Genomic DNA, 17,421 nt, shown 5'->3' on the forward strand with positions numbered 1-17,421 from the left:
CATTTATCCCAATTGATATGTACTAATAACTAGTAAAGGTATGCAAAGATTTCCACCGATTAAAGTTTCACTTTATTTTCCATACGAAAAAGAGGCGAATTTCGTTATTCGCCTCTTTCTTTTACCAAAATGATGGAATCCACTCTTTCACTTTGTCAAACCACTCTTGTTGCTCTTTTTTTCTTTGTTGTTCCTCTTCTTTTCGTTTTTCCTCTTCTTCTTTCCTTCGTTTTTCTTCCTCAATCATTTTTAATTGCTTTGTATAATCCGCCTCAGGTATTAGTGATAACTGAAATGCCTTTTGAGCTGGATTTCCATTCGCTTTCTTCATAATGTCCCGGAACATTGTCGTTGTAATTTGGCTGCCTCCTGGCACATAATGCTCACTATCTGTTTTATCATACCCTACCCAAATCGCACCTACTAAATCCGGTGTGTATCCAACAAACCACGAATCCTTCGCACCAGTGCTTGGTCCATTTACAAGCTGGGTAGTCCCCGTTTTGCCTGCGGTATCGATATTATTAACTTTCGCTTTTTCACCCGTTCCCCTTTCAATAACACCTTTTAATAAGTATGTCATCTTTTGGGCAACTTTCTCGTTCGTCACACGAGTTTCTTTCTTATACCATTTTCCAATCGTTTCCCCTTCAGCATTTTGGATTTCTCTAATAGCATGAGCTTCTACTTGGACACCATCATTTGCCAATGTGCTATACGCTTGAGCCATTACAAATGGAGAAGTCCCTACATGCATACCTCCTAAAGCAATCGGATACGTACGATCTTCAGGCTCTAATGGAATACCAAACCGCTCTAAAGATTTCAATCCTTTATCTAATCCAATTTGCTCTAATAGCCAAACTGCTGAAACATTATATGACTTTGCCACTGCTTCATACATTGTCACATTGCCATGGAACGTATGATCACTATTTTGTGGTGCATATTCTTTAATATTAAATGGTTCATCTTTTAAAACATCGTATACTTCATATCCTTGCTCTAACGCTGGTACATACACTGCAAGAGGCTTTAACGTTGAACCGGGCTGCCTTTTTAATTGTGTCGCATGATTAAACTGTAAAAATTGATATGGACCTCTACCTCCAACTAAAGCTGGAACACCGCCAGTTTTGGGATTCATAAGGACCACTCCAGTTTGCATAAGCTGATCTGAACCACTATCTTTAAAATAACTATCATTATTCACAACATCTTCAACCGCTTGTTGTTTTTTCGGGTCAAGTTCCGTATAAATACGATAACCACCTGCTAAAATTTCATTTTGTGTTAATTCATACTTGTCCATCGCTTCTCTAACAATATAATCTACGTATTGAGAGTATTTTCCCTTATATTTATCGTCAACACCACGTCGTAATACAAGACCTGATTCTTTCTCCTGATTATATTGTTCTTCAGAAATATATCCTTGTTCCTTCATTAAACTTAATACGACATTACGTCTTTCAATGGATTTATTAAAGTTTTTATACGGCGAATACGCAGATGGCGCTTTAATTAATCCTGCAATCGTTGCAGCTTCTGAAATTGTTAAGTCTTTTACATCTTTATCAAAATAAGATTTGGCTGCTCTTTTTATCCCCCAAGCACCTTCACCAAAATAAATTTGATTCATATACATTTCTATAATTTCATCTTTTGAATAAGTACGCTCTATTTTTTTTGTTAAAAAATATTCCTTTATTTTACGTGAGTATGTGCGATCTTGTGTTAAAAATACATTTTTTGCAAGTTGTTGTGTAATTGTACTACCACCAGCCACAACTTCACCAGCTGTAATGTTCTTAAATACAGCGCTTATGATTCCACTATAGTAAATGCCATGATGACTAAAAAATTCCTTATCTTCTACTGCAACAATTGCCTGAACCATAATATCAGGAATATCTTTCCTTTTGACCCCTTCTGTTTTAGAAGAAGCTAATTTAGTCGCAACTTCATTATTTGCATCATAAATTAAAGTCGGTTGTGGTACAGCTTGTTTTAATTCAGATATATCTTGAATGGAAATTATTATATTTACAGCAATAAATAGAGTAACGAGCAAACTTCCCAATACAATTAATGAATTGCGTAGTTTTTTCCTCTGATTGAACCACTCAAGCGTTTTTTTTAAGTGAGTGTTCTTCAATTTCATTCGTTCACTTCCTTCGTTTGTTTACACGCTTCTTTTTAAAAGGAAGAATATACCTCCTTTTAAATTTATTATAATAACGTAGTCTTTCCTATAGTGTAAAGCTTTTCTTTCACATTCATACTTTTTACAAGAAAAGGACATTCTACAAGTAAGATATTCACCATTAGTATTGATATTATTAATGCAACAATGTGAGTTATGTTAAGTTTTTGTAAACTTTTCGATAAAATGTTTTAAAAAACGACAGTTTTTTGTTAGAATTGACTAGCCAATATATTTTACATATATTACTTTTGTGGGGGTAACTAATAATGGTCTTTAAATCAAAAAAAGATAAATTTTCTGAAATGCTAATGAATGTTTCCGAAAATTTAAAAGAAGGCGCGCAGTTTTTCGTGGAGTATAAAATTAAAAATGCTAGCGATTTAAAAGAGTTTTCTATGCGCATGAAAGAATATGAGTCAAAAGGTGACTCATTTATTCACGAAATCATTATGGAGCTAAACAAAGCGTTTATTACTCCTATTGAACGTGAAGACATCCTACAGCTTGCAATGAGTATGGATGATGTATTAGACGGATTAGATCATAGTGCTGGTCTATTCGAAATGTATTCTATTACAGAAGCTGATGAATACATGATTAAATTCGTAGAAGCAATTAATCAATGTGCGATTGAAATTGCAAACTCTGTTGAATTACTGTCTAAAAAGAAATTAGTCGATATTCGTACAAATGCGATTAAGATTAAGGATTACGAATCACAATGTGATGATATTCGCCGTCATGCGATTAAGCACTTATTCTCTCGCGAGAAAGATCCGATTAAAATTATTCAATTTAAAGAGATTTACGAAGAGCTTGAAGAAGTAGCTGATAGCTGTCAAAGCGTTGCAAACGTATTAGAAACAATCATTATGAAGAACGCGTAAGGAGTTTGATCATGGATACACTCTTGATACTGACCGTTTTAGTAGTCATTTGCGCTTTAGCTTTTGACTTTATCAATGGATTTCACGATACAGCAAACGCTATTGCAACGGCTGTTTCAACGAAAGCTCTAAAGCCTAGACATGCAATTATTATGGCAGCTCTTATGAACTTTTTAGGTGCGATGACATTTACAGGTGTAGCAAAAACTATTACAAAAGATATAGTTGACCCATTTGCTTTACCTAATGGTTCTCTTGTAATTTTAGCTGCTTTGCTTGCGGCAATAGCTTGGAATTTAATCACTTGGTACTATGGTATTCCAAGTAGTTCTTCGCATGCAATCATTGGCGCAATCGCTGGTGCAGCAATTGCTGCTGCTGGTGTTAACGCATTAAACTATAAAGGGTTTATAAAAATTCTTGAAGCTTTAATCATTTCACCGATTATCGCTTTTGTTATTGGTTATATCGTATATAGTATTTTTAAAGTCGTCTTTAAAAACTTTAACTTAACGAAAACGAACAAAAACTTCCGTATATTCCAGATCTTCACTGCAGCATTACAAGCTTTTACACACGGTACGAATGATGCACAAAAAGCAATGGGAATCATTACGATGGCTCTTATGGCCAATAACTATCATACTTCTGACGACATCCCTTTCTGGGTACAATTAGCTTGTGCAACTGCAATGGGGCTTGGTACTTCTGTCGGTGGGTGGAAAATTATTAAAACTGTCGGTGGACAAATTATGAAAATTCGTCCTGTAAATGGTGTAGCTGCCGATTTATCATCATCACTTGTTATTTTCGGTGCAACATTCATTCACTTACCGGTTAGTACAACGCACGTTATCTCTTCTTCTATTTTAGGAGTTGGTGCTTCACATCGTGTGAAAGGTGTAAAATGGGGAACTGCAAAACGCATGTTAATTACATGGGTAATTACACTTCCTATTTCAGCTTCTTTAGCTGCGTTATTTTACTACTTATTACACTTAATCTTTTAATCAAAAGTCGTCTTCCTTATTTTTCTAGGAAGACGACTTTTTTGTGAACAAGTCTATTTCTTATTAAAAAGCGTGTATAATGATTGTTGGATAAGTTATATAGAGGAGTTGGCAATTTTGGAATACATCATGTTACTTTTCATCGGATTAATCGCCGGGACAGTCGGGAGCCTAGTAGGGCTTGGGGGCGGAATTATTATCGTTCCGTTATTAATTGGATTACACAGTTTATCACCACAACTCGCAGTAGGAACTTCTATGGTAACAGTCGTTTTTACAGGGCTGTCTTCTACCCTTACATACATGAAACATAAACGGGTAGATTATAAAAGTGGACTTATTTTATTTATCGGGAGTGGCCCTGGTGGTATTATCGGGTCATGGGCAAACAAATTTTTAAACCAAGATACATTTTCTTTATACTTTGGGATTTTTCTTATATTCGTCTCCATTCTTCTTATGTTACGGGACAAATTGAAACCTCTTTCCCTATCAAATATGACTGTAATTAAACGATCTTTTACAGATAAAGAAGGAAATACTGTAGACTATCAATTCCCACCATTTCTCGCTATCTTTATTGCCTTTATAGTTGGATTTATATCCGGATTATTCGGAATCGGTGGTGGCGCCTTACTTGTGCCAGCGATGATGCTCCTTTTTGCGTTCCCAGCACACATTGCTGTAGCAACTTCGATGTTTATCGTATTTTTATCAGCAATTGTAAGTTCTGCAACTCACATCTCCCTTGGAAATGTTAGCTGGATCTATGCATTAATTTTGATTCCTGGTGCATGGATTGGTGGAAAAATCGGGGCTTATATTAACACAAAATTAAGTGGTAATGCCGTAATTAATTTATTACGTATCACATTAATTATTCTTGGAACTAGATTAATCATTACTTCATTTTTATAACGCGTTCTTTCTAGAATGCGTTTTTTCTTATACACATGAATATAAAAAGGCTCCTAGGAGAACAAATAAAACTAAACAAACACTTAATAGCATAAAATTTGAAATATGTACTTTCTTCAAGTTGATCACTCCTATAGCTACGACTGTTATCTTTATGATAGCGAAAAAACAGGTCGCATGCAGTTACAAAGTGCTAACAATGCAAAATCATTTATTACAAATTTTATCCTTATATTTCATTTCTTTGTATAATCTATCGATTCAATAAAAAAAGATGTCATATTGACATCTTTTTAGTGAAGAAGTGACCATCCCATAAAGTCTTCATGTACTTGGCACGCCCTCTTATCATTTCGATCATATAATTCAGCATAACTATCTGTTTCTTCATCATAAGCCATCGTATAAATAATTTGGCCGTCTATTTCAACGGATAAAACGACTCCACCTTTCATCTCTTCTACATGAATGGTAGCATTCGCCGGAATTCTCATATCCGTCATCTTCATCGCATCTAACAATATACTAAACCCCCTACAGCGTATTCATTGCTAGTACTATTACACACTAAATAGTATACTACTGTAATAGCATACATTTCGTCAATGAAATTGCTGTTTAAAAAGCATATTGTCTTGATACATATACGCTAAAATATAAGAAATAGAAATGTTTTAATGGGGGGCTAACATTGATTCTACATAAGGGAGATGTATTATTCCGTCAAGGTGAGGACGGTCCATTATATTTTATAAAAACAGGTTTATTAAAAGTTATTCGGTTAGAAGCAGACGGAACACCATTTTTATTTAATATTATCGTTCCTGGTGAAACGATACCTCACCATTCTTTAATTTCACCGAAGGAATATCACGGTACAGCTATCGCTTTAATGAAAACAGAAGTTGAGCCTATAATTAGCAATGAATGGTACGGTCAACTTCAGGAAAATCCTGCATCGTATGAAAATATCGCTACGCAATTACAATCGAAATTAAGAATGATGCAACAGCGTATCGATCAATTGACAACTGTCTCTCCTAAAGAGCGCCTTCATCGTTTACAAGAGTGGTTCACCTTATATTTAGGTGACATCCCTATTTATGAAATATTAACACAAACTGAAATTGGTCAACTTATAGGTGTACGCCGCGAAACAGTAAATCGCTTATTAAGAGAACAAGCAAAAAACGAGGTAAAATAATACCTCGTTTTTTGCTTAGCAACGTTAATCTATTGTAAGCTTGCTGCAGGACCGAAAAATTCATAATGAATGTTCTCTTGTTTAACACCCAAATCAATTAATGCAGCATTTATATGCTTCATAAATGGTACTGGGCCACAGAAATAAAATTCTGCTTCAATTGTTGGAATAATAGTTTGTAACCATCCACGTTCAATGAATCCTTCTTTGTCAAAATTCTTCATTTCCACATCTTGCTCTGTCGGTGAAGAATAGCAAGTATATGCTTTCACTTGTTCATACTCTTTTTCTACTGTCTCAACATGCTCTTTCATCGCATGTGTATTACTATTTATCGCCGCATGAACAAAGCATACATTACGCTTTGATTCTTGTTCGATTAGCGTATTTAACATACTCATCATCGGTGTAATACCTACTCCACCACTAATTAATACAACAGGTAATGTTGACTCCATATTTAACACGAAATCTCCCGCTGGTGCACTTACTGGTAAGACATCTCCTTCTCCTACATGATCATGTAAGTAATTAGATACTTTACCATCTGGTGTATCTACACCTTTTTCTTTCTTTACACTAATGCGATAGTATTCTTTTCCAGGAGCATCAGATAGGCTATATTGACGATTATGCGTATATGTTTCACCTTCAATATTTATTTGAATCGTTACATATTGTCCTGGGATGAATGATGAAACTTTCCCGCCATCTTCAGGTTTTAAATAAAATGATGTAATAACGTCACTTTCCTTCACCTTTTTAACAATCACAAAGTTGCGGAAATCTTTCCATCCACCTTCTTTATGTGCAGCTTCTTCATACATATCCGCTTCAATGCTAATGAATGCATCAGCAATGACGCCATACGCTTCTCCCCATGCATTTAAAACTTCGTCTGGTGCGCCTGCGACCTCTTTAATCGCTCGTAGTAAGCATGTACCTACTATTGGATAATGCTCTGCTTTAATACCTAAACTTCTATGCTTATGACCTATTTGTTTTACAACTGGAATAATAGCCTCTAAATTATCAATGTACATTGCAGCTGCATAAACCGCATTTGCTAATGCTTGTTGTTGTCTTCCCTTTTTCTGATTCGTATGGTTGAAAATATTCAATAACTCCGGATGTTCCGAAAATAAAATTTGATAAAATCTCGTTGTAATTTCAACGCCTTTTTCCTGTAATAACGGTACTGTTGATTTTACGATTTCAATTGTTTTTGCACTTAACATTGTATCCCACTCCTCTATTTCTTTAACTGATTTTAGTTTAACTGAATTGTATAATACATATTGTGATTTTAATCACTATTGGCATGGTGTTTTTGTGAAAAATATATGAACAATGCACATATTAAGTAAATTTTAATTAGCCATAATTAATAGTGCTCAAAAAAAAACTAACTAGAATTCTAGCTAGCCTACTACTTCGTTTGTATCGCTTGTTCAATTACTTGTATATTCTGCCCATCTCCAAACTCGGTATACCCCCACACATTCGTTTCACCTTTATATTTATTTACAAGTATATCCAAGTCATGATATACGCGATGAGCATAGACTACATACTCAATATTATGAAGCTCCACACCTTTTTTTACAATTTCATAACTTCTATTCACATCACGTTTTATTTTTTCATTTTTTATTTCTTTATGTATATTTTTTAAAGAAGGTTCTTGCTCTTGAAACCATTGTTTAAAATGTTTCCAATCCCCATCTGTGTATTCCTCTGCCTTACCATAGTTCAAGAAATTATTATAACTTTCATGCGTCGTACGAACAAACTCGAGTGTCTTCTTCTTCTCTTGCACATCTTCTATTTGTGCTACTGTATTTACTCCAGCAGACTTATTCGCATAATACAGTAGTACTTTCGTAAGACTATAGCTCGCTATTGCCATTACAGTAATAGTTACCAATACACTTAACAATTTCTTCATATACAGAACTCCTTTTCTACTATGAATATTACAATGTACTGTTACACTTGTAACATTCTCTCGCAGAAATGTAATTCCTGTTTAAATCCTTCTTGTCATTTCGACACTATTTTTCTATAAACTTCTCTTTGGTAAATGCTCTTGTAAAACAATATAACCTTCATAAGCTGTATAACCGAGTATAGCCATTAATCCGATATAACAAGCAAAAACTGTCCATTTTGTTTTCGTATCAACTTTATAATAATTTTCTTGTTGTTCCTTTTCTATTCCCCATTCATTTAATTTTCTTTCCGACACTTCAAATGCTTCTCTTATATGAATTGTATACTCATCTTTTTCATCTTCATATGGGACATAATCAAGCGGCTCAAACTTTGGTAAAAGGTATTCTAGCACTTCGATTTTTTGAATTTCTCCTGTTTCTAATTCTTTCTCACGCTCTCTTTGTCTTAATACATTCATCTCATGATGAATCATATAAATAGTGCGATGCACCGCACCAGTTTCTTTTAATTCCTCTTCAAGCCTAGCAACATATTCTTTCATTCCATCGATTTTATATCCTAATTCCTTAATCGGTTCATCTCTCTTTATTACTCTATACAATTCCATACAACCGATAATAACAATAAATCCACCTAAAATACTTTTGAAGTAAATAGAATAGCCAAGTAGTACAACTAGCCCTGCTCCCCAAATTTTCGTACTTACAACTGAAATTATTCTTCCACCATCTAACGGAGAAACTGGAATTAAGTTAAAGAAATTAATCATACTTCCAAGCAAAATAATAAGCGCCCAAAATGGCTCTTTCGTTATTATATATAGTGGAATAGCCGGTAAAAATGAAAGCAAGCCGAAAAGAGGCCCCATAAAGGCGATGTAAGCTTCATCTTTTGCATTTTTCGGCATTTCTTTCATGCCAATAAGAGCTCCCATAAATGGAATAAAGATCGCCGGCGATGTTGGTATCCCTTTTCTTTTCGCGGCCCATAAATGACCCATTTCATGAACAAACAACAAATAAACGAGCGCTACCCCAAATTTCCATCCATATATAACCGCGTATGCCCCAAGCGATAAGAACATACTAAATACTGTTGAGAATTTTGCTAACTTAAAAATGGCAAATACCCACTTTAACTTAGACAGTAAAAATAACCCTATTGCAACGATAATTCCCTATAACCCTTTTTTATTTTTTTTCATATTCCTCTCCTTTATCTCACTTTACTGAGTCATTTACACTCACCAAAACCTATTCTTGTCTTTATTATGACATATTTTTTTCTATTGTTAGAAATAATGTTTATTACATCCATTTTTAGCCAAAAATACAAATGAAAGGAGGTATTACAAATGAAATTACAATCCCTTATGATAGGCGCTCTATCTTTTTTAGCTTCAACTCTTATTTTTTATACCGTTAGCTACGTATTATTATTAGATTTGTTGCCAAATCACTTATTTATTGCTCTTATCATTCTTTCCGCTCTTATGATTTCTTTTCTTATTACACGAAAATCAATGAATGAGCCATCTGCAAAAGCAAAGTAATAGAGAGGGGATTCTTTCCCCTCTCTTATCATTTCCTAGGAAAATCTGTATAGACTTTACGATTCACATTTATCCCGTAAACGCCCGATTGGTATAGGCTAATAATCAGTAGGGGATGGATCCCCCACTGATTAAAGTTTCACTTTATCTTTGTAAGTTCATTTTTTCACCATAATCTTTAACAATTTGAATAATGTTTTGAAATGCTCCTACTTTTTCTTTCTTACTATTTAATATTTGCAAATCGTAATTATCATAATAGGCTTCTAGTGATTTTAATTGTGATTCTGAAGCATCTTTTATCGGAACAGTAACATTCAATTCATACTGTTTATACCCTTCCTTTACTTTTTCTGCTGCAATTATTTCACTTTCTTTTGCTCCGATAAATTTTTGAACCTTTTCCGGGAAAATCAATTGCAAATAATATTCTTGTTCCTTCGCTAACTTATTATATAGTGATTGTGAAATCGTATAACGTACTGTATAATTCATTTTTTGATCACCCGCTTTAATATGGAACGCGGTAATCTGCAAATCTTTTTTCGTTATTTCCGTTAAAGGCCCTACCTGCATCTCATCTTCTTTTTGTTCTGGAATCTTTGGAAATATAGCCAAAAGTTTTTCCGTATCTTTTTCATTCAGCATATACATAGCTTTTTTATATTGCACCCATCCCCGTCGATCCTCTCCTCTTAACCATGCATAATACGTTTCTATTTTCCCATCTCTACTAATTTGTATTTCATATTCTGCTTCACCAAAGCTACCTGTTACTTCTTGTTTTTCTGCTTTGTTTATAATATCTACCACTAACTCCGCATCCATTTTCTTTAATTTTTTTTCTTCTGTACCTTTTTGTATAACAGTTACTTGTAATGGTTCTTTCACTTCATTCACTGTCTCCTCTATTTGTTTCGATTCTTTCTTTTGCTCGGCTTGACCACACGACGCGAGTAAAATAACACATAAAACCATTAAATATTTCCCTTTCAAATCGATTCTCCTTTTCCAATAAGAAATTCTTATAATCCTCATACATGAAACAAAAACGTTACATTATATAGAATGAGCTATACTATACAATGAAGGGAGGATTTTATAATGTCCATTAATTTTCATGATGCAAATAATAGGTATACGTATGCAAGTCGTAACGCACATATTTCATGGCAGGAAACAATAAACAATATTGCAGATGTGCAAAATAAACAAGTAATTGATATAGGTTGTGGTGGCGGCATTTATACGAAAGAACTTGCTCTTATGGGAGCCAAAAGTGTTGTTGGACTTGATTTTTCAAAAGAAATATTACAAGCTGCAAAAGAAAATTGTAACGGCTTCCCAAACATTTCATTCATTCACGGTGATGCGCACAACATTCCATACCCTAACGAAACATTCGACCTTATCATTTCGCGTGCCGTCATTCATCACTTACAAGATATTCCTATATTTATCCGAGAGGCTTCTCGCATATTAAAAAAAGACGGTATAATTATTTTACAAGACCGAACTATTGAAGATTGTACAATTCCAGGAAGTCCTGAACACATTCGTGGATACTTTTTCTCTGTATTTCCAAAACTCATTGAAATAGAATCAAAAAGAAGACCAAAAACCACTACTATACAGCAAGAATTACAAAAATATTCTCTTCAAGTTTTCCCCATTCAAACACAATGGGAAGTACGAAAAACACATGATTCTGTAGAAGCATTGCTGCAAGATTTATCTCCTCGAACCGGACGATCCATTCTATATGAATTAACAGATCATGAACTTTCTCAACTTCTACATCATATCCAAACAGCATTACAAAACGTCTTTCCTATTATCGAAAGAGATCGTTGGACCATTTGGAGCGCCATGAAATTGTAAGGAAGGAAGCCTCACAAAATAATGTGAGGCTTCCTTCTTTCATAATCTAATTTTGCAACACTCTTGATATCCTCCACTCCTGGCCTGTGCACTTCCACACTTCGGACATACTAAATATCTAGACTGATTTGTCAACAAACTACCTTTTTGAAAGAGTAAAACTTCTGCTTGTTTAAACGAACGCGAATAATATAACCACATAAAACCAATTATAGCAATAATGCCAAATAATACTCCCATCGCAAGCATTTCAGTCACCTCTTTTGGTTTGTTCTTTCCAACAAGTGGATTGTTGTATTATTCTCTGTAAATTCTAACAATACCTTCTTTACTCCTCTAAATATCGATTTTCTCCATAAACTTTACAATTCTCTATAATGTTTTACAGCATTTTTACAAACAGCATTAATCCTTATATTCTCAGCTATATTTCTACAGGAAAGTGTATTTCCCAAAAAATATGTTGACTTTCTGAAAAAAACATGTGAAAATGTTGTCAGAATACTTGAATAAAAATTCATTGACGAGAACGAGTACGTTATAGGGCTGTTCCCCAGAGAGTTGGTATTTTGCTGAAAGCCAATGCTCAGTTCGTAACCGAAAATCATCTCCGAGAAGTAGAACCGAATGCTGAAGTAAGTTCTTACCGGTCGTCCCCCGTTACAAGGAACACGTATCATGTTGTACGTTGTAAAGCCGTATACATATAGATATATTTCTACATGTATAAATTAGGGTGGTATCGCGGGTAAATATAACTCGTCCCTTTCTTAAGGGACGAGTTTTTTGTGTTCTTACAATGAATTTACAAAAAAGGAGGAAAAACAATGAACACTGTATCAAAAAAGCACGTTTTTTTCACAGGCCTTATGCTATTTTCTTTATTTTTTGGGGCAGGAAATTTAATTTTCCCTCCAATGCTTGGACAAAATGCTGGTGAAAACTTTTGGCCAGCGATGATTGGGTTTTTACTAACAGGAGTCGGCTTACCGCTACTTACTGTAATCGCCATCTCTCTATCAGGAAATGGCATGCAGCAACTTGCGAGTCATGTTCACCCATCATTCGGAATATTCTTTACGGTAATTGTATACATTGCAATTGGTCCATCTATGGGCATTCCGCGTGTCGCTAATGTCGCTTATGAAATGGGAGTTAGTTCTTTCTTACCAGAATCTATTCGCTCTAGCAGCCTAGCGCTATTTTTATACACAGTCATCTTCTTTGCTATCGTATTTTGGCTTAGTTTAAACCCTTCTAAGCTCGTCGATCGTATCGGAAGTGTATTAACACCTATTTTATTACTCTCTATTTTCTTATTATTCGTTAAGAGTGTATTTACACCCCTCGGGCAATCTGGACCAGCTATGCAAGAGTATCAAACTTCTCCAATTTTCAAAGGTTTTATGGAAGGATACTTAACGATGGATACCATTTCAGCACTTGCATTTGGGATTATCGTTGTAAATGCAATTCGCTCAAAAGGTGTGAATGACCGTAAATCAATTGCCATCGCAACAGCAAAAGCAGGACTTATTGCCGCTACTGGCCTCGTACTTGTATATGGTGCACTTGGCTGGCTCGGTACAACTAGTGTCTCTCTTGGATACGCAAACAATGGAGGACAGCTACTTACCGTTATCGTACAACAATTATTCGGTCCATATGGTCTAATTCTGTTATCTCTTATCGTTACACTCGCTTGCTTAACAACATGCGTTGGACTTGTATCTGCATGCAGTCAATACTTCTCAACATTATTGACAAAATTTTCATACAAAACGTTAGCAAGCGTCATTTGCTTGTTAGGATTATTAGTTGCCAATTTAGGTTTAACAAAAATTATCGCAATCTCTGTTCCTATTTTACTTGTTGTATATCCAGTTGCAATTGTACTCGTGTTATTATCATTACTTCATAAATATTTCGGTGGCTATCGATCTGTTTATGTATGTGCTTTAATCGGAACAGCAGTTGTTAGCGTTTTTGATGGATTAAAACAAGGGAATATTCCTGTTTCATTTATCACATCTTATTTCGAGTTTATTCCATTATATAATGAAGGAATTGGCTGGTTAGTGCCAGCATTAGTTGGGGCTATTATCGGTTTTGTTATCGCAAAATTAAGTGGTGCAAAAGCAGTACCATTAACGGACCATTCACCTGAATCGAAAGCATCATAAAAAAACTCCCATTTCGGGAGTTTTTTACATTTGATAAGAAGTATGATTAAAGCTACTTACTTTATAAGCTTTCGTATAGTAATCAATATTCGTATCCACCGTTTCTACTTTTACAACATCATAGCAATCTTCTTGCTTTACTAGAAATAAATAATATTCTTCTGTTGCCTCAATAATTGCAATACGATCTGTTTCAATATCATATTGTTCACAAAGTGCTTGCAGCGCATCCACATAGTTACCTAATTTTTTCGTTTCATTCATTCCAAATATCGTTTGAACTAACATACACTCTCTCCCCTTTGTATGTACTGTTAACACCTTAATGATAACGCTTACATAATTGACCGTCAACCAAAAGCTTTGACCATATATAGTCAAAGCTTCCTTTTTATTTCGTCAATTGGTGTCTAAACGCATAAATAACCGCCTGTGTCCGGTCACTTACATTTAGCTTATTTAATATATTACTCACATGTGTCTTTACTGTTTTAAGGGCAATAAACAACTCATCTGCAATCTCTTGATTACTTTTCCCCTCTGCAATTAATAACAAAATTTCAGACTCTCTTTCTGTTAACTCCTCATGCAAAGGTTGTTCTTTCTTCTGACGCATACGAGACATCATTTTGCCAGTAACTTTCGGCTCTAATACCGTTTCCCCATCATAAGTAGCTCGTACAGCGTCTGCAATATCACTCGCTCTTGATGTTTTTAATAAATAACTTGTCGCTCCCGCCTCAATAACAGGATATAACTTTTCATCATCTAAAAAGCTCGTTACAACTACAATTTTCGCTTCTGGCCATTCTTGAATAATAGCGCGTGTCGCTTCAACTCCGTCCATCTCATCCATAACAAGGTCCATTAAAATAATATCCGGTCTTAACTGCAAGGCTAACTCTGAACCTTTTCTTCCATTTTCAGCTTCTCCAACTACTTCAATATCTGGCTGCGTTGATAAATATGCTGATACACCCATTCGAACCATTTCATGATCATCAACTAGTAATACTTTTATCATGATTCTCCCCCTCTCTCAATCATAATCGGTACTTTCACTTCTATTTGCGTACCTTTATTCGGAAAACTAAGGACTTTTAATGTACCACCAATTTCATGAACTCGCTCTTGCATTGACCTTAAGCCGTATGAACCTGCCTTATTAACCCCAACCTTAAACCCAACACCATCATCAATAATTTTCAAAATCGCATATTGATCAATTTTACGAAGGCGTACTTCGGTTTTCTTTGCCTTCGCATGTCGTAAAGTATTAGACAGCGCCTCTTGTACAATACGGAATAAATGATCTTCTACACCTTTTTTTAATTGAATCGGTTCAACTAACCATTCAATTTTCATATGTTGCTTTCTAGACAGTTCTGTTAATAATTCTTCTATACCCTCTGTTAGTTTCTTACCTTCTAACTGCACTGGGCGTAAATGAAGGAGCAATGCTCTCATTTCTGATTGTGCATTTACAACCATATTCTCAACAAGCTGCAACTGTTTTTTCGTCGTGTCTGGAATTTCAGCTACTTGTTCATTAATAGCTGACATCATCATCGACATTGCAAAAAGCTGCTGACTTACAGAATCATGCAGCTCCCTCGCCAATCGATGCCTCTCTTGGGAAATCGCTTCTTGTCTCATCTCTTCATTCCAATGAGCTCGTTCATTCGTTACTTTTTGAAATAGCCCCGCTTGCTCCTCTAATCGACGAGCCAGAACGATTACTTTTCGTTCCACTTCATGAAATTCATCATCCGCAGTAAACGAAACATCACTCGGAAAATTCCCTCGCTCTACTTCAAATAGAAAAGTATTTAATCCTTGTATACGCTGCTCTATATAATAACCGATTGCATACCCTACAATTCCTCCGATAAGAAGACTAGTACTCATAATAAACAAGCCAATTGGAACAGAAGCAATGGATTCTTTCCATAGTAAATCATAAACTTGTTGTTCGCTTTTCCATACATATACAATTGTACAAATAAGTGCGATACTCACAGAGGACAACATAGAATAACGAATATACATCCACGAAATATTCTTTTGTTTTTTCATTATACTTTCCTCACTTCCGTATCACCTACGACAAGCGAAGAAATAATTTTTATACGGCGAGGAGCTTCTTTATACTGTTCTGTTCTAAACGTAACATTACGGTTAAATCCTGTTTCTTCGTGTCCCGGCAAGAGCACTCGCCCAACAATAACAGAATGATTTAAGGACAGTTCGATATCATATGGCACATATAAACGAATGTTACCAACGACTCCCCGAATAACAATTACCGTTTCTCCCTCTGGAATCATCGCAGTTGTTAAATCAATCTCGACATCACAAGCGCCATATTGGACGTTAATATCCTCAAGTTCATAAATATGATCCATCATTCGTACATTACCTACGAACATATTTTTTATGTACGGTTCTATACGATATATTTGTTTTTCTTCATCTATATATCCCTTTTCTTTAATTTCAACTTTCATTGCTTTTTGCTGGTGCCCTTGTTGAATAAGTTGATAACCAATTAAAGCTAAACAAGCAAATACAACAAGTACGAATGCTGCTGATGAAAATAAGAAGAATAAGAATACAATACCACCAACAAATAAAAATACATTTCCTCTTACATAACGATTTTTCTTTCGGTAATGCCTTCCAAACATAATCATAATAAATGCAAATATTAGACCACCTGGTTCAAAATGTCCAAGTATCATATCAAGAAAAAGACCGAATCCAAATATGATGAGGAGCATCCCCATTAATTGTGTTTTTGAAAAGTGCTTCTTCATTTCAGCTCCCCTCCCTCTTTGTCACATATACATAGAAGAAAAGGCATTGCTTTCCAACACCTTTTCTTCTATCACTATATCATAAGCCTGTTTTATTATATACTACAATTATTTTGTTACTTCTTTCGTTAATGATACTTCATTTTTCTCTTTCATCTCACGCTCTAGTTTTGCAATTTTCATATCAAATGTATCACGCTCATGCTCTTCATTTATACGAAGCTCTAAGTCACGAATGTGATCATCAATTTCTTCAAATCGTAAGAACGGATTATTTTCATCCATTTTATGCATAGCAGTATTCATACGACGGTTTGCATGTGCCATATTTTCACGCGCCATTAATTCCATACGTTTTGCGTTCATTTCTTTTAATTTATTTTTCATTTCTGAAAGACGACGCTCTAACTCATCAATTTGCTCTACAACACCAGCATACATTTCTTCTAAGCGAGTTACTTGCCCTTCATAATACGCTACTTCTTCTAATGCACGTTCATGCAGTTGTAACTCGCCTGCTTCTTGAGCAATGATAGCTTGCTTTGATCTTTTGTTAACAAAATAGCGTGCTTGCTCAAGCTCACGAGCGAAGTTAGATTTTAATGTTTTATGACGCTGAATTAACTTCTCAATTTTTGTTATTTCACGCTCACTATCGCGTAAATATTGGTTTAACATAGCAATTGGATTTTTTCTTTCTTTCTCATCTAACACATTATGAAAATCAGCTAAAATTGCATCGCGTACACGTCCGAATAAAGATTGTTTCATTATAAATCTTCCTCTCTTCTACTTTATAATTTAA

General features: G+C 35.0%; 19 protein-coding genes and 1 other annotated feature. Of the genes, 7 read left to right on the plus strand and 12 right to left on the minus strand.

Translation table 11 applies throughout. The annotated features are described in order from the left end of the window. Positions 1 to 121: 121 nt before the first annotated feature. The gene (locus BAU27_RS03995) at positions 122 to 2,164 is read right to left on the minus strand and encodes a transglycosylase domain-containing protein (RefSeq protein ID WP_071744863.1); all 2,043 of its coding nucleotides are present in this window, start codon (positions 2,162 to 2,164) and stop codon (positions 122 to 124) included. A 311-nt stretch (positions 2,165 to 2,475) separates the two neighbouring features. On the opposite strand from BAU27_RS03995, the gene BAU27_RS04000 reads away from it, so the two are divergent. The 3 genes from BAU27_RS04000 to BAU27_RS04010 all read left to right on the plus strand — a co-directional run bounded on the left by BAU27_RS04000 (position 2,476) and on the right by BAU27_RS04010 (position 5,024). Continuing rightward, entirely contained in the window at positions 2,476 to 3,096 is a 621-nt protein-coding gene (locus BAU27_RS04000; RefSeq protein WP_000231445.1) for a DUF47 domain-containing protein, read from the plus strand. An 11-nt stretch (positions 3,097 to 3,107) separates the two neighbouring features. Continuing rightward, complete coding sequence (locus tag BAU27_RS04005) at positions 3,108 to 4,106, plus strand: inorganic phosphate transporter (protein WP_071744862.1); 999 nt, start codon at positions 3,108 to 3,110, stop codon at positions 4,104 to 4,106. Positions 4,107 to 4,223: 117 nt separating this feature from the next. Continuing rightward, complete coding sequence (locus BAU27_RS04010; protein ID WP_071744861.1) at positions 4,224 to 5,024, plus strand: sulfite exporter TauE/SafE family protein; 801 nt, start codon at positions 4,224 to 4,226, stop codon at positions 5,022 to 5,024. A 293-nt stretch (positions 5,025 to 5,317) separates the two neighbouring features. On the opposite strand, the gene BAU27_RS04015 is transcribed toward BAU27_RS04010, so the two are convergent. Next, positions 5,318 to 5,545 carry a hypothetical protein gene (locus BAU27_RS04015; protein WP_000883005.1) on the minus strand — a complete coding sequence of 76 codons (228 nt, stop codon included), beginning with the start codon at positions 5,543 to 5,545 and terminating at the stop codon, positions 5,318 to 5,320. A gap of 170 nt (positions 5,546 to 5,715) precedes the next feature. Here BAU27_RS04015 and BAU27_RS04020 point away from each other — a divergent pair, with 170 nt between their 5' ends. Continuing rightward, positions 5,716 to 6,228, plus strand: coding sequence for a Crp/Fnr family transcriptional regulator (locus tag BAU27_RS04020; protein WP_071744859.1), 513 nt, complete (start codon positions 5,716 to 5,718; stop codon positions 6,226 to 6,228). 29 nt (positions 6,229 to 6,257) lie between these two features. Here BAU27_RS04020 and hmpA read toward each other — a convergent pair whose 3' ends face one another. From hmpA to BAU27_RS04035, 3 genes are all read right to left on the minus strand, one after another. Continuing rightward, positions 6,258 to 7,466: an NO-inducible flavohemoprotein gene (hmpA, locus tag BAU27_RS04025; RefSeq protein WP_071744858.1), complete on the minus strand. Its 1,209-nt coding sequence runs from the start codon at positions 7,464 to 7,466 to the stop codon at positions 6,258 to 6,260. A 191-nt stretch (positions 7,467 to 7,657) separates the two neighbouring features. Continuing rightward, positions 7,658 to 8,176 (minus strand): hypothetical protein, encoded by a 519-nt coding sequence (locus tag BAU27_RS04030; protein WP_071744857.1) that lies wholly within the window; start codon positions 8,174 to 8,176, stop codon positions 7,658 to 7,660. 114 nt (positions 8,177 to 8,290) lie between these two features. Further along, positions 8,291 to 9,358 carry a site-2 protease family protein gene (locus tag BAU27_RS04035; protein WP_254797935.1) on the minus strand — a complete coding sequence of 356 codons (1,068 nt, stop codon included), beginning with the start codon at positions 9,356 to 9,358 and terminating at the stop codon, positions 8,291 to 8,293. A 180-nt stretch (positions 9,359 to 9,538) separates the two neighbouring features. On the opposite strand from BAU27_RS04035, the gene BAU27_RS04040 reads away from it, so the two are divergent. Then, positions 9,539 to 9,736 carry a hypothetical protein gene (locus BAU27_RS04040; protein ID WP_000776285.1) on the plus strand — a complete coding sequence of 66 codons (198 nt, stop codon included), beginning with the start codon at positions 9,539 to 9,541 and terminating at the stop codon, positions 9,734 to 9,736. 144 nt (positions 9,737 to 9,880) lie between these two features. On the opposite strand, the gene BAU27_RS04045 is transcribed toward BAU27_RS04040, so the two are convergent. Next, complete coding sequence (locus tag BAU27_RS04045; RefSeq protein ID WP_071770166.1) at positions 9,881 to 10,732, minus strand: YhfM domain-containing protein; 852 nt, start codon at positions 10,730 to 10,732, stop codon at positions 9,881 to 9,883. Positions 10,733 to 10,840: 108 nt separating this feature from the next. On the opposite strand from BAU27_RS04045, the gene BAU27_RS04050 reads away from it, so the two are divergent. After that, positions 10,841 to 11,617 carry a class I SAM-dependent methyltransferase gene (locus BAU27_RS04050; RefSeq protein WP_071770167.1) on the plus strand — a complete coding sequence of 259 codons (777 nt, stop codon included), beginning with the start codon at positions 10,841 to 10,843 and terminating at the stop codon, positions 11,615 to 11,617. A gap of 39 nt (positions 11,618 to 11,656) precedes the next feature. On the opposite strand, the gene BAU27_RS04055 is transcribed toward BAU27_RS04050, so the two are convergent. Further along, a complete protein-coding gene (locus BAU27_RS04055) occupies positions 11,657 to 11,866 on the minus strand; it encodes a hypothetical protein (protein WP_000880630.1) in 210 nt (69 codons plus the stop codon). 262 nt (positions 11,867 to 12,128) lie between these two features. Further along, positions 12,129 to 12,387 (plus strand) — a binding site (T-box leader). Positions 12,388 to 12,444: 57 nt separating this feature from the next. On the opposite strand from BAU27_RS04055, the gene brnQ3 reads away from it, so the two are divergent. After that, positions 12,445 to 13,800, plus strand: coding sequence for a branched-chain amino acid transport system II carrier protein BrnQ3 (gene brnQ3, locus BAU27_RS04060; protein ID WP_071770168.1), 1,356 nt, complete (start codon positions 12,445 to 12,447; stop codon positions 13,798 to 13,800). Positions 13,801 to 13,824: 24 nt separating this feature from the next. On the opposite strand, the gene BAU27_RS04065 is transcribed toward brnQ3, so the two are convergent. The 5 genes from BAU27_RS04065 to BAU27_RS04085 all read right to left on the minus strand — a co-directional run bounded on the left by BAU27_RS04065 (position 13,825) and on the right by BAU27_RS04085 (position 17,387). Next, entirely contained in the window at positions 13,825 to 14,181 is a 357-nt protein-coding gene (locus BAU27_RS04065) for a DUF3992 domain-containing protein (protein ID WP_139254602.1), read from the minus strand. A gap of 10 nt (positions 14,182 to 14,191) precedes the next feature. Continuing rightward, the gene (locus tag BAU27_RS04070; RefSeq protein WP_000598709.1) at positions 14,192 to 14,824 is read right to left on the minus strand and encodes a response regulator; all 633 of its coding nucleotides are present in this window, start codon (positions 14,822 to 14,824) and stop codon (positions 14,192 to 14,194) included. Then, positions 14,821 to 15,876, minus strand: coding sequence for a sensor histidine kinase (locus tag BAU27_RS04075; RefSeq protein WP_071744851.1), 1,056 nt, complete (start codon positions 15,874 to 15,876; stop codon positions 14,821 to 14,823). The genes BAU27_RS04070 and BAU27_RS04075 overlap by 4 nt, the downstream gene beginning before the upstream one ends. Next, the gene (liaF, locus tag BAU27_RS04080) at positions 15,876 to 16,616 is read right to left on the minus strand and encodes a cell wall-active antibiotics response protein LiaF (RefSeq protein WP_071770169.1); all 741 of its coding nucleotides are present in this window, start codon (positions 16,614 to 16,616) and stop codon (positions 15,876 to 15,878) included. The genes BAU27_RS04075 and liaF overlap by 1 nt, the downstream gene beginning before the upstream one ends. A 108-nt stretch (positions 16,617 to 16,724) precedes the next feature. Beyond that, positions 16,725 to 17,387, minus strand: coding sequence for a PspA/IM30 family protein (locus tag BAU27_RS04085; RefSeq protein ID WP_071744850.1), 663 nt, complete (start codon positions 17,385 to 17,387; stop codon positions 16,725 to 16,727). Positions 17,388 to 17,421 lie beyond the last annotated feature (34 nt).

This window comes from Bacillus sp. NH11B (assembly GCF_001884205.1).
GTDB lineage: Bacteria > Bacillota > Bacilli > Bacillales > Bacillaceae_G > Bacillus_A > Bacillus_A proteolyticus.